Source organism: Pseudomonas sp. XS1P51, assembly GCF_054897845.1.
In genome coordinates this window covers 1,237,930-1,251,520 of sequence record NZ_CM142707.1, presented here as the reverse complement: position 1 = coordinate 1,251,520, position 13,591 = coordinate 1,237,930, and the positions used below count along the sequence as shown (strand labels likewise).

10 protein-coding genes are annotated in these 13,591 nt (G+C 60.4%); 1 reads left to right on the top strand and 9 read right to left on the bottom strand.

The window, feature by feature from the left end; genetic code table 11:
- Positions 1-59: 59 nt before the first annotated feature.
- From ACYZUD_RS05940 to ACYZUD_RS05905, 8 genes are all read right to left on the bottom strand, one after another.
- Positions 60-2,444, bottom strand: coding sequence for an efflux RND transporter permease subunit (locus ACYZUD_RS05940; RefSeq protein WP_462023069.1), 2,385 nt, complete (start codon positions 2,442-2,444; stop codon positions 60-62).
- Positions 2,445-2,472: 28 nt separating this feature from the next.
- The gene (locus tag ACYZUD_RS05935) at positions 2,473-3,540 is read right to left on the bottom strand and encodes a WD40/YVTN/BNR-like repeat-containing protein (RefSeq protein WP_462023068.1); all 1,068 of its coding nucleotides are present in this window, start codon (positions 3,538-3,540) and stop codon (positions 2,473-2,475) included.
- A gap of 1,071 nt (positions 3,541-4,611) precedes the next feature.
- On the bottom strand, positions 4,612-7,269 hold the full coding sequence (gene pepN, locus ACYZUD_RS05930; protein WP_462023067.1) for an aminopeptidase N: 2,658 nt from the start codon (positions 7,267-7,269) through the stop codon (positions 4,612-4,614).
- 10 nt (positions 7,270-7,279) lie between these two features.
- The gene (locus tag ACYZUD_RS05925) at positions 7,280-8,110 is read right to left on the bottom strand and encodes a DUF2797 domain-containing protein (RefSeq protein ID WP_462023066.1); all 831 of its coding nucleotides are present in this window, start codon (positions 8,108-8,110) and stop codon (positions 7,280-7,282) included.
- On the bottom strand, positions 8,107-8,367 hold the full coding sequence (locus tag ACYZUD_RS05920) for a YeaC family protein (RefSeq protein WP_462023065.1): 261 nt from the start codon (positions 8,365-8,367) through the stop codon (positions 8,107-8,109). The genes ACYZUD_RS05925 and ACYZUD_RS05920 overlap by 4 nt, the downstream gene beginning before the upstream one ends.
- A gap of 32 nt (positions 8,368-8,399) precedes the next feature.
- Entirely contained in the window at positions 8,400-9,269 is an 870-nt protein-coding gene (locus ACYZUD_RS05915; protein ID WP_462023064.1) for a rhomboid family intramembrane serine protease, read from the bottom strand.
- A complete protein-coding gene (locus tag ACYZUD_RS05910; protein ID WP_462025190.1) occupies positions 9,266-10,240 on the bottom strand; it encodes a metallophosphoesterase in 975 nt (324 codons plus the stop codon). Before ACYZUD_RS05910 ends, ACYZUD_RS05915 begins: the two co-directional genes overlap by 4 nt.
- Entirely contained in the window at positions 10,237-11,127 is an 891-nt protein-coding gene (locus ACYZUD_RS05905) for an NAD(+) kinase (protein WP_010459816.1), read from the bottom strand. Before ACYZUD_RS05905 ends, ACYZUD_RS05910 begins: the two co-directional genes overlap by 4 nt.
- Before the next feature lie 112 nt (positions 11,128-11,239).
- On the opposite strand from ACYZUD_RS05905, the gene ACYZUD_RS05900 reads away from it, so the two are divergent.
- Complete coding sequence (locus ACYZUD_RS05900; protein WP_462023063.1) at positions 11,240-12,190, top strand: DUF1853 family protein; 951 nt, start codon at positions 11,240-11,242, stop codon at positions 12,188-12,190.
- A 115-nt stretch (positions 12,191-12,305) separates the two neighbouring features.
- Here ACYZUD_RS05900 and ACYZUD_RS05895 read toward each other — a convergent pair whose 3' ends face one another.
- Positions 12,306-13,589 carry an arsenic transporter gene (locus ACYZUD_RS05895; RefSeq protein WP_462023062.1) on the bottom strand — a complete coding sequence of 428 codons (1,284 nt, stop codon included), beginning with the start codon at positions 13,587-13,589 and terminating at the stop codon, positions 12,306-12,308.
- Positions 13,590-13,591: the final 2 nt, after the last annotated feature.

The following is a 13,591-nucleotide window of genomic DNA, read 5'->3' as shown; positions in this document are numbered from 1 at the left end:
TTTCAATCGTGCATAAAAAAGCCGCAACCAGAGGTTGCGGCTTTCGTGTCTGCAAGAAGTTAGTGGGCGAACAGCGAATTGCCCTTCTGCCCGGCCAGTTTCTCCGGTTTGATCAGGAACCGCGCCAGCGCTGGCAACAGCCACAGCGCGCCGAACATGTTCCAGAGCAGCATGAAGGTCAGCATCAGGCCCATGTCGGCCTGGAACTTGATGGCCGAGAAGATCCAGGTGCACACGCCGATCGCCAAGCACAGGCCGGTGAACAGCACGGCTTTACCGGTGGACTTCAGCGTCTGGTAGTAGGCCTCTTGCAACGGCAGGCCGGCACGCAGGAAGCTTTCCAGACGGCTGTAGATGTAGATGCCATAGTCCACGCCAATCCCGACCCCGAGCGCCACGACCGGCAGGGTCGCGACTTTCACGCCGATGCCCATGAACGCCATCAGGGCGTTACCGAGCACCGAGGTCAGTACCAGCGGCAGCACGATGCACAAGGTCGCCGCCCAGGAGCGGAAGGTGATCATGCACATGGTCGCGACGCAGATGTACACCAGGATCAGGATGGTCAGCTCGGATTCCTTGATCACCTCGTTGGTGGCCGCCTCGATCCCGGCGTTACCGGCGGCGAGGATGAATTCCAGGCCTTCCTTGTTGTTCTCCTTGGCGAAGTCCTGCACCGCATGGACTGCGCGATCCAGCGTTGCGGCCTTGTGATCGTTGAGGAACACCAGCACCGGTGCCAGGGAGCAACTGTTGTTGTACAGACCGTCGGCCCGGGCGATGGAGTTGTTCAGCACGTCGGGGTTGCGCGACAGGGTTTCCCATTTCAGGTTGCCCTCGTTCATGCCCTTGATCATCTGCTTGGACACGGTCACCAGCGAGATCGTCGATTGCACGCCCTCGGTGTTCTGCATCTTCCACATCAGTTCGTCGATCGGCGCCATCGCCTCGTAGCGCGAGCAGCCTTCGGACTTGGTCTTGACCATCACCACCAACACGTCGGAACTGGTGGAATAGTTGCTGATGATGAAGTTGTTGTCCTTGTTGTAGCGCGAATCCGGACGCAGTTCCGGAGCGCCCTGGTCGAGGTCGCCGATTTTCAGGTTCTGGCTGTACCAGAGACCACCGCCGAAGGCGATCAGTGCCAGGGCAATAGAGACCGGGGCGACTTTCGGGCTGGCAAAATTCGACAGCAGACGCCAGAACGGATGCTCGCGGTGCGCGTCTTTCTTGCTGCGTTCGACGGCGCGTTTGCTGATGCCTACGTAGGAAATCGCCACCGGCAGCAGGATCAGGTTGGTGAACACGATCACCGCCACGCCGATGGAGGCGCCGATGGCCAGTTCGCGAATAACACCGATGTCGATGATCAGCAGCGTGATGAAACCCACCGCATCCGCAAGGATCGCGATCATCCCCGGCAGGAACAGCTGGCGGAAGGTGCGCCGCGCCGCAGTCAATGCGTTGTCTGCCTCACTGGACTGCAAGGCGATACCGTTGATTTTCTGTACACCGTGGGAAATACCGATGGCGAAGATCAGAAACGGCACCAGCATCGAGTAAGGATCAAGCCCGAACCCGAAAAAGTGCATCAAGCCAAGCTGCCAGACCACCGCCACCAGCGTGGTACTCAACACCGCCACGGTACTGCGCATACAGTTGGTGAACCAGTACAACAGAATCAGGGTAATGACGAAGGCGACGCCGAAGAACATCACCACCATGACCAGACCATCGATCAGATCGCCGACCTTCTTGGCGAAACCGACGATGTGGATCTGCACGTTGGGGTTCTGCGCTTCGAACTTGTCGCGGATCTTCTCTTCCAGCTCGTGGGAGAATTTCCGGTAGTCCAGCGCCAGCAACTTGCCCTGGTCTTGCGGGTCCGGGTAGGACTCCAGCAGCGGGATATCGACGATGCTCGACTTGAAGTCGTTGGCCACCAGACGCCCGACCTGGCCGGACTTGAGTACGTTGTTGCGCAGCAGGTCGAGGCTTTGCTGGGAACCGTTGTAGCTCTGCGGGATCACTTCACCACCGGCGAAGCCCTCCTCCGTCACCTCGGTCCAGCGCACGCTCGGGCTCCACAGCGACTTGAGGCCGGAACGGTCGACGCCGGAGATGTAGAACACCTCGTCGTTGATCTGCCGCAGGGTCTCCATGTACTCCTTGGAGAAGATGTCACCGTCGGTGGCCTCAACCGAGATCCGCACCGTGTTGCCCAGGTTCGCCAGATCGTTGCGGTGCTCCATCATCTTTTGAATGAACGGATGCTCGAGCGGGATCATTTTTTCGAAACTGGTGGACGGACGGATCAGCGTCGCCTGCCAGAACAGGAAGATACTCACCAGCAGGCAGATGGTGATCACTGCCGGGCGGTTGTTGAAAATCAGGCGTTCAAGAAATGTCGCCTTGTCTTGATGATGACTGCTCAAGGATGTCATAGACCCGCCTTCTTATTATTTGCCCGGCTCATTTGGACGACCCGTTTTTTCCATTTTCTGCGCCGGTTGACGAAGTGACGCGAACGCCGCCCTGTCCTGCCAGAATCAGATGACCATTGCCTGTCGCAGTGACCGCCGAGATGGAAATGCGATCCGGGCGGTTGAACACGCTGAAGGTTTCGCCGTTGTCGTTGCTGCGAATCACGCTGCCGCCATTGCCGACGATCACGATGGAACCATCGTCAAGCAGCGTAGCGCCCGACAGACCGAACTCCAGCGCGCCGCGGGTCGCCTTCAACTCGACCGGCTCCCAGGTGCTGCCGAAATCGGTGGAGCGGAACAGATTGCCTCGCAACCCGTAGGCCAGCAGCGTGTTGGCCTGACCGGTGCCGATCACGCCAAACAGCGAGCCTTCGTACGGCCCTTCAAGCTTCTCCCAGGTCTGGCCCCAATCGGCGGAGCGGAACATGCTGCCCTGCTCGCCCACGATGAACAGCCCGGCATCCTTGACCGCGGCAATGGCGTTGAGGTGGTACTGGTCTTCGTTGTCCAGGCGATCGCTGACGTCTTCCCAGTTTTTGCCGCCGTCGGTGGTCGCCATCAAGGCGCCATAAGCCCCCACGGCAAAACCGCTGTTGACGTCCTGGAACCAGACGTCGAGCAGCGGCGATTCGCGATTCAGGTCTTCGAATTGTTTAGTCCAGGTGACACCGCCGTCCTCGCTGGCGAGGATCTGTGCGTCATGACCAACGGCCCAGCCGTGTTTGTCATCGACAAAAAATACCGAGGTCAGCAGTTGCCGGGTCGGCACTTTGGCCTGGGTCCAGGTCGCGCCCTGGTCATCGGAATACAGGATATGCCCGCGATCCCCGACCGCCACCAGGCGTTTGCCTGCGTGCACGACGTCGAGCATCAGGCTTTTACTGGCCTTGGCGGATTCAACGGAATAAACAACGTCGGATGCTGGCGCCGCAGCGGCCAGCGCAGGTGCCGACAACACGGCACAGCCCAACAGCGAGAGCGCTGTAGCCAGCAACGCGAATTTGCGTAGTGCCGGCGGGCGGCAGATACCCACACCCATGACAGGCTCACTCATAGACCTTCCCCCATTATTATTGTTAGGTCGTTCAACCTTTCAGGGCGCCGTAAGGGGTGCTCGCTGGGATTGACTGTCAGAAGCATAGTCCTGAAACCCGCAATCCAGAGCCCCTTCGGAAGCTGGCTTATCCTATCGGGGTTTGGAAAGGTCTGACAATCGACGCCACGTTATCTTTTGTTAACCTGGGAGGGATTGGGGTGGGTGAATGATTGGGTATCAGGTGGGGTGATTGGGGTGGGTGGTTGGTGGTGTACATATCCGTTTCTGCGGTAACGGCGGCTGGCGGTTCCGCTCTTACAGCGGGTTACTTGGAAGAGCGCCAAGTAACCAAGCGCTTTTGCCCCTTTCGTTCGGCCCTTCGCCTAGGCTCAGGGTGCCCTCGCTCCGGTCCTGCTCCGTGGGGGCGACTACCGCAACAGCACCGCGAGGCGGCCTACCGGCCGGCCTGTCACTTCAAGCGTACGTGTTCCCCCTGTGGGAGCGAGCCTGCTCGCGATGGACGTCAACGATAACGCGCGCTGTCTGGATGAATGCGGTGTCCGGACTTTTTTCGCGAGCAGGCTCGCTCCCACAGGTTCAATGCAGCTCTGGCTCTGGCCGTTGATCTTGCTTTGGCTTTGGCTTTGGCTTTTGATCTTGATCTGCCCCGTCGGGAGGCCGAGTGGAGGTTCTGCGCAGTGGGCACCGCGGCAGGGATGCCGCGGTAGCCGCCCCCGGCCATGGATGGCCGATGGCGGCGGGCCCACGGAGCAGGACCGGAGCGAGGGTACCCTGAGCCTGGGCGAGGCACCGTACGTCAGGGGCCAAGCGTTTTGGTTACTTTGGCGCTTTTCCAAAGTGACCCGCTGTAAGAGCGGAACCGCCAGCCGCCATTACCGCAGAAATGGATATGTACTCAGACCAAAATACAGGTCGGCTATCAGGCCGTCTTCGCGAGCAGGCTCGCTCCCACAATGGTTCCGAGTACATCCGCAAGAGCAGGTCGGCTCTCAGGCCGCCAGCGCGAGCAAGTCAGCTCCCTCCCTCCCTCCAGGGTCCGAGTGAACCCTGGAGGGAGCAAAGCCAAACTCAGGCCAGGCTCTTGCTGACCACCTCAAACACATCACTGGACAGTTGACCCGAAGCACGAATCCGCTCCAGTTCACCTTTCATCAACGCCTGACGAGCATCGTCGTATTTGCGCCAGCGAGTCAGCGGCGCCAACTGGCGAGAGGCGATCTGCGGGTTGAACCCGTTCAGCTCGATCACCAGATCCGCCAGGAAGCGATACCCGGAACCGTCGGCCGCATGGAAGTTGATCAGGTTCTGCCCGGCAAACGCACCGACCAGTGCCCGCACCTTGTTCGGGTTCTTGATGTTGAACGCCGGGTGCTGCATCAAGGCTTTGACCCGCTCCAGACCACCCGGCAACGTGCTGCCCGCCTGAACGCTGAACCACTGATCCATGACCAGCGGGTTGTCCTTGAAGTGCTCGGCAAAACTCGCCAGCGCCTTGGCTTTCTCGTCTTCAAACGACGAGTTCACCAGCACCGCCAACGCGGTCAGGCGCTCGGTCATGTTGTCGCTGGTATCGAATTGCTCAAGCGTCGCCGCCAACACTTCCGGTTTACCGCTGAGCATCAGGTACGACAGCGCAATGTTCTGCAACGCGCGACGAGCGAAATGCTCGGCCTCAGCCACATACGGCGTTTTCTTCGAGAGATCGCGATTGGCCTGATAACGCAGCCACAACGCCTCGAACAAACCTTCAGCCAATTGCTTGCGGGCAAACTCTCGAGCCGTGTGAATGGCATCTACGTCAGCCACTTCACTGATTTCCGTCAGATACGCCTCGCCCGGCAGCGAGAGCATTTCCGCGACCATGGCCTGATCCAGCGTCTCGTCGGACAACACGGTGCGCAGCGCAGAAATCAGTCGCTGGTCCAGCACCAGCTTCTCGCCCTTCTGCTGCTGGGTGATCAATTCTTGCAGCACCTGCACCGACAATTGCTGACCGGCATCCCAGCGGTTGAAGCCATCACTGTCGTGCTGCATCAGGAACATCAGCTGATCGCGGTTATACGGGAAGCTCAGTTTCACCGGTGCAGAGAAGCCGCGCAGCAAGGAAGGCAAAGGCTGCTCAGCGATGTCGAGGAAGGTGAAGGTCTGCTCGGCCTCGGTCACCGACAGTACGCGGGACGTGGCGCCGGCAGCGACTTCACCGTCCAGGCGCAGGGCAATCTCGCCGCCCTTGCTGTCCAGCAGGCCCAACTCCACGGGAATCACGAACGGCAGTTTCTCAACCTTGTCCGGGGTTTCCGGGCAGCTTTGACGGAACGTCAGGCTGTAGGTTTTCGCCGCGGCATCGTAGGACTCGCTCACCGCCAGTCGCGGTGTACCCGCCTGGCTGTACCAGCGTTTGAACTGGGTCAGGTCGACACCGTTGGCGTCTTCCATGGCCTTGATGAAGTCGTCGCACGTTACGGCCTGGCCGTCATGGCGTTCGAAGTACAGGTCGCTGCCTTTGCGGAAGCCTTCGGCCCCGAGCAAGGTGTGGATCATGCCGACCACTTCCGAACCTTTTTCGTACACGGTCAGGGTGTAGAAGTTGGAAATCTCGATGAAGCTGTCCGGGCGCACGGCGTGGGCCATGGGGCCGGCGTCTTCGGCAAACTGGTGGGTACGCAGGTAAGCCACGTCCTGGATGCGCTTGACCGTCGCCGAGTTCATGTCGGCGGAGAACTCCGAATCCCGGAACACGGTGAAGCCTTCCTTGAGCGACAGCTGGAACCAGTCGCGGCAGGTCACTCGGTTGCCCGACCAGTTGTGGAAGTATTCGTGGGCAACAATCGCTTCAACGCGCTGGTGCGCGGCGTCGGTCGCCGTTTCGGCCCGGGCCAGCACGGCGCTGGAATTGAAGATGTTGAGGCCCTTGTTCTCCATGGCGCCCATGTTGAAATCGTTGACCGCGACGATCATGAAGATGTCCAGGTCGTACTCGCGACCGTAGACCTCTTCATCCCAGCGCATCGACTTTTTCAGGCTGTTCATCGCGTGCTGGCATTTGTCGATATTTTCCGGCTCGACATAGATTCGCAGCGCCACGGAACGCTCGGTCATGGTGGTGAACGTATCTTCGACACACCACAAGTCACCGGCGACCAACGCGAACAGGTAAGCGGGTTTCTTGAACGGGTCTTCCCAGGTTGCCCAGTGCCGACCGTCTTCACCCGGACCGCTGGCAATCGGGTTGCCGTTGGACAGCAGCACCGGATAGCTGTGCTGCTCGGCGACCACCGTGGTGGTGAACGTGCTCATCACATCCGGGCGGTCGAGGTAATAGGTGATCTTGCGAAAGCCCTCGGCCTCGCATTGGGTGCAGAACATCGTGCCGGACTTGTACAGGCCTTCCAGCGCGGTGTTGGTTTCCGGGTGGATTTTGACGCTGGTGTCGACCGTGAAGCTTGTGCTGGTCGGGTGCAGGGTCAGGTGATTCTCGGTCAACTGGTAGTCAGCGACGTTCAGCTCACGGTCGGCCAGGGTGACCGACAGCAACTCGAGTTGCTGGCCGTCCAGCACCAGCGGCGGCAGGCCCGGGCCACGTTCAGGATTGCGGCGCATCACCAGTTGCGCATGGACCAGGCTGTGGTCCTCGAACAACTCGAAGGTCAGGTGCGTCTCGTCGATCAGGTACTCAGGCGCCTGATAGTCCTTCAGGTAAATCATCTTCGGTTGTTCGGTGCGCATGCTGGAGTCCTTACTGATGCACGGCGAGCTGATAGGCCGTGTATTTACGAATATTGATCACGCCGGTGTCGAAAATCAGGTATTGGCCTTTGATCCCCAGCAGCGTGCCTTCGGCAATCGGGTTCTTGTCCAGGTTGAAGCTGACAATCTTCGCCGGGTATTGCTCGACGGGATAGCGGATTTCGAGCGGTTCTACATCGGCAATAGTCTGGATCGCGTGTAGGCCGAATCGTTCCTGCAAACCTTGCAGACCTTCGGCGCAGCTGTCGAACAGCTGATCGCGAACCTGCGTCAGATCCACCGACACCGCATCGCCCTTGAGTAAAGCACGCCAGTTGGTCTTGTCGGCCACCTGACTGCGGAACAGGTCTTCGACGAAGCCCGACTGCTGACGGGTCGAAACGCGCATGATCGGCAACGCCTGACGGGCGCCCTGATCGATCCAGCGGGTCGGCAGCTGGGTGGCGCGGGTAATCCCGACCTTCACCCCTGAGGAGTTGGACAGGTACACGATGTGATCGGTCATGCAAAACTTCTCGCCCCACGCAGGCTCCCGGCAGGTGCCAGCGTCGTAGTGGCAACGCTCCGGGCTCATGATGCAGAGGTCGCACTGGGCCAGTTTGGTCATGCACGGGTAGCAGTAACCCTGGCTGAAACTGGTTTTGGTCTTGCGCCCGCAATGGGAGCAATGGATCGCTCCCAGGTATTCCAGGCGAACGGTGGTTCCGATCAACGGGTTGACCGGCACCTCGGCGTCGCCCAGACGAAAAGCGTACTGAACGTCAGGCCCGTCAAGACGCGCCGACATTTTACTGATTGCACCGCGGCCGATCTCGATCAATGGACGGCGTCCGACTTAAACAGGATGTTCGGCACTTCAATCGACTTGGAGCCGCACTCCTGCACGCCCATGTAACCGGTGCGCTGGTCTTCGGGCAGGTTCTGGATTTCCCAGGCGATCATCGCTTGCAGCGACAGTTCGCGTTGCTCGGCGGTGAGTTTACCACCGTCGGACCATTTGCCGATTTCCACCGCCAGCTTCAGGCTCTGGTAGATATCGGGGGTGATGTTTTTGATCATTTCGTTGAAAGAGGACATCAAGGTCTCCGCTCTTTAATTACATAACTGTTTTAGGCGGCCAGTTTACGGCGGTTGTACAAACCGCCCAACAAACCGCTCAGGCATCCGACGAGCAACCCGCCAACGTGGGCCGCATTGGCAATTTCACCGAAACCGATCATCGAGACCAGCCCGGACAGGCACAGCAGCAGCCACACCAGCATCATCACCAGCACCCCACGGGGCAGGCGATAAGCCGGGTTCGGCGACAGAGTCTGGAAGATCCAGCAGTGGCCGAGCAGGCCGTACAGTACCCCGGACAACCCGCCGAACAAGGTCGGGCCGCTGAAATAATACTGGGCGTAGTTGGACACCAGAGCGAACAGCAAGGTCAGGCCGATCAGGTTGATACTGCCCTGACGCGACTCGATGCGCCGTCCCAACTCCCAATACCACATGCCGTTCATGGCCAGGTGCAGGATGCCGAAGTGGATCAGCATCGGCGTCACCAGACGCCACCACTGCCCCGCCGCGAGACTGTCGGCCAGAGGCGTGAAATACACATATTCGCCAGCCACCCGGAAATCGAGGAAGGTCAGCCACCGCATCGTTTCGAGATTCTCGCCCAGCAGCGTCACTGCGCCGACGATCAGGCTCAGCACCAACACCAGCGCGGTCGCCTTGGCGTAGCGCAATTGCTCGACGAAACCGGGGCGACGCGTGGTCTGCGCCACCGGAATGTCCAGCTGTTGATCGGGGTCACCCGCCGGAAAACGTTCGTACAACGAGCGTACGTCTTCGCTGATGTTGGCCGGCACCCACAGCACCTGTTCACCCGCTTCTTCGCTGACCCGATGCGGCACCTGCATGCGTTGCAGCAGTTTGACGAACCCGCTCAAATCCACCGCCAGAGGCAAACGCAAAACGGCAACGGCACTCATCGCAGCACCTCCGGCCGCTCGACATCGACCCAGACAAATTTATGAGGGTCGAGACGGGTTTCCTGATCCAGGCGATAGGCGACCAGCTTGCCGTAGAGCACCGCGCTGTAATCCAGGCACGCCAGGTTCGGGCGGATTGGCGCCGGTTTGCCGCTGCGCCAGTAATGGCCGACGAACAGCAATGGCTCATCGACGCCGTAGCGCAGCAAGGTGTTTTTTTCCGTGGACGACAGCGGCGTCTGGGCCACTGGCTCGGGCAAGGCGTCGGGCTGGAACACGATGTCTCCGTAGGTTTGCGGGTCGTCTTCCCAGAACTTGGTGCGGAAGAACGAACGCGTCAGGCCATCGCCGCTGGTCATGGTCAATCCGTGCGGCAAACGCATGTCGGTGCCGCGCAGCAGCCGATCGAACACAGTGCAGGCAAAACTGCCTGGCACCGCCGAGGCCTGGAGAAAATGCTCATCGACGCAACCGTCGGGAAACAGCGCCCGCAGCGGTTCGATCAGACCGGCATCCCAACAGGCATGGACCACCCGGAAGCGCCCGGCATCGACAAACAAGGGCAATTCATAGAACCATTGCAGGAAGTCGTGCCAGTCGGCGGGATGGTCTTCGAACTGGGTCAGCGTTTCACCGAGCAGGCGGCCATGGCGCGGGGTGTGTTCACGCACGAACTGCTTGCCGCTGCCGGGAGGCGCCGGGGTGCTCCAGCCCAGGGCGTTGAATTCATGGTTGCCCATGATGCACAACGCCTGGCCAGCCTCGACCATGTCATGGACGATGTGCAGCGCTTCGCGAATCCGCGGGCCGCGGTCGATGATGTCACCGACGAACACCGCCAGGCGCGACGGATGTCGCCAGACGCCACCTTGTTTGTGATAGCCGAGCCGGTCGAGCAAGTGCTCAAGGGTCAGAGCGCAACCGTGCACGTCACCGATCAGGTCGTAGCTACGCGCGGGATCGAGCATCAGTCGCCTCCACCACCCAACCGACTACCCCAGCCGAGCTTGGTCCGGCAGACTTCGTAATAGTTGTGGTCGAGCGGGTGGATCAGCCGCAGCTTCTGCGCTTTTTTGCTGATGGTGATGGTGTCACCCGGCGCGCAGGTGAAGTGGTTCTGCCCGTCACAGGACACTTGCGGGTAGATCTGCATATCCTTGGACACGACGATTTTCAGCTCACTGTTGCCATCGACCACAATCGGCCTACCCGACAAGGTATGGGGGTACATCGGCACAATCACAATAGCGTCGAGCTTGGGATGCATGATCGGCCCGCCCGCCGACAACGCGTAGGCGGTCGAACCGGTGGGCGTGGCGACGATCAGGCCGTCGGCCTTCTGGCTGCAGACGAACTGGCCGTCGATGTACAACTCGAACTCGATCATTCGCGTGGATTTGCCGGGGTGCAGCACCACGTCGTTCAGTGCATCGCCCTGACCAATGGCCTCGGCGTGGCGACGGACTTCGGCCTGCAACAGGAAGCGGTTTTCCACCAGATAGTGGCCGTCGAGCACTTCGGCGACTTTGACTTCCAGTTCATCAGGGCGAATATCGGTCAGGAAACCGAGGCTGCCCCGGTTGATGCCGAGTACCGGAATATTGTGTCGGGCCAACGCGCGCGCGGCGCCGAGCAGGCTGCCGTCACCGCCGACCACAATCACCATGTCACAGACTTCGCCGAGCATCTTTCGCGACGAAGTCTGCAAGCCATGACCCGGCAACACTTCGGCGATAGTGTCTTCGAGGATCACGTGCAGGTGACGATCGAGCAGAAACCGTTTCAGTCGGCGGACGGTATCTAGCACCTGCGAACTGCCCAGGCGACCGATGATGCCGATATTACGAAATTGCTCCATGGGGCCCCTAAGGTCTGCGGCGGCGAAAAACACGATTATGGGCGAAAGCGCGGGATAGACAAAATCCTTTCAGCCACAAGGGTGTACTCATGTTTAGGGCTATGCTCGCAAGATGATCCTATTTCCCGATTTGCTCCAGTTACCCCACCAGTTGCGCCACCCTGAAGTGCGCGACCTGGCCTGGGTCATCCTCGCGCCGCCGATGCTCGACGTCACCCCGTGGCCGCAGCGCCATCCGCTGGCCGGCAGTGACTGGGTGCAGGCGCCGGAGCGGCTGGAGCGGTGGCTGCGGCAACTCGACCGCGACAGCTATGACTTGCTGCACTGGCTGGCCCAGGCCCGGACCCGGCGCCTGGGTTTGTATTACGAACGCCTGTGGCAGTACGCCGTACGGCACGCACCGGGTATCGATTTGATTGCCGCCAACATGCCGATCCGCCGCGAAGGCCACACGCTGGGCGAGTTGGACATGCTGCTGCGCGATCGCGACGGCGTGCATCATCTGGAACTGGCAATCAAACTCTACCTCGGCCCGCAAAATGGCGACGGACATGACACGGCGCAGTGGCTCGGCCCGGGCTGCCACGATCGACTGGACCGTAAACTGGCGCACCTTTGCCAGCATCAATTGCCGATTTCCGCCCGGGCGGAGAGCCGCGAAGTGCTGGCGGCGCTGGACATCCAGCAGTTCAGTGCGCATTTGTGGCTGGGCGGCTATCTGCTTTATCCGTGGCCAGGACAGGCTGAGCCACCGAACGGCGCGCATGCGCAGCATTTGCGCGGTAGCTGGTTGCATCAAAAGGACTGGGCGGATTTTGTCGTGCAGCGTCCGTTCGGCCGCTGGCAACCCCTGCCCCGCCACGCCTGGCTGGCGCCGGCGCACTATCCCGTGGAGCAGACCTGGAACACTGAACAGTTGAATGCCTGGCTGAGTGACCTGGAACCGCTGGCGCCGGCGCAGTTGCTGGTGCGATTGATCGAAAATGCCGACGGGGATTGGGAAGAGGCCGAGCGGTTGTTTCTGGTGGCGGACCTTTGGCCGAATGTGCCGGGGAATGGCTGAGTTGTTGTATCGCCTGGGCTGCCCCCATCGCGAGCAGGCTCGCTCCCACATTTGATCTCCTTATGACGCAGAGTCAGTGTGGGAGCGAGCCTGCTCGCGATGGGGCCGACCCGGTCTAAACGGACAACCGCAACGCCAGCGCCGCCAACGTCACCAACAAAACAGGCACCGTCAACACAATCCCGACCTTGAAGTAATACCCCCACCCAATCCGGATATTCTTGCGCTGCAGCACATGCAGCCACAGCAACGTCGCCAGACTGCCGATCGGCGTAATCTTCGGCCCCAGGTCGCTGCCGATGACGTTGGCGTAGATCATCGCCTCCTTCACCACACCCGTCGCCTGACTCGCATCAATCGAGAGCAAACCGATCAGCACCGTCGGCAGATTGTTCATCATCGAGGACAGCAGCGCCGTCAGCACGCCCGTGCCCATGGCCGCGCCCCAGACGCCGTAACCGGCAAACCCGTCCAGCCAACCGGCCAGATACCCGGTGAGCCCGGCGTTGCGCAGACCGTAGACCACCATGTACATGCCCAGCGAGAAAATCACGATCTGCCATGGCGCTTCTTTCATGACCTTGCGCGTGGAGATCTTGTGGCCACGGGCGGCGATGGCCAGCAACAGCGCTGCGCACACCGTAGAGATGGCACTGATCGGAATGCCCAGCGGTTCCAGCGCAAAGCAGCCGAGCAACAGAATCACCAGCACGGCCCAACCGGCAAAGAAGGTTGCCTTGTCATGGATAGCACTGGCCGGCTCTTCCAGTTGTTCGGGGTCGTAATCCTTGGGAATGTCACGACGGAAGAACCACATCAGCATCGCCAGCGTCGCCGCGACGCTCACCAGATTGACCGGGATCATCACTGCCGCGTACCGGTTGAAACCGATGTTGAAGAAGTCGGCGGAAACAATGTTCACCAGGTTCGACACCACCAGCGGCAGGCTCGCGGTGTCGGCAATGAAGCCCGCGCCCATGACGAACGCCAGGGTGGCCGCCGGGGAAAAGCGCAACGCCAGCAGCATCGAAATCACGATGGGCGTGAGGATCAGCGCCGCCCCGTCATTGGCGAACAACGCCGAGACCAGCGCACCGAGCAGCACCATATAAGCAAACAACTTGCGCCCGCTGCCCCGTCCCCAACGGGCCACGTGCAGCGCGGCCCAGGCAAAGAACCCTGCCTCATCCAGCAGCAGACTGATGATGATCAGCGCGACAAAAGTTCCGGTGGCGTTCCAGATGATCTGCCACACCAACGGAATGTCAGTCAGGTGCACCACGCCGAAGATCAGCGCCAGCACCGCGCCGAGTACCGCACTCCAGCCAACGCCAAGGCCTTTGGGTTGCCAGATCACCAGGGTGATGGTCAACAGGAAAATCAACGACGCTATGAGCATGA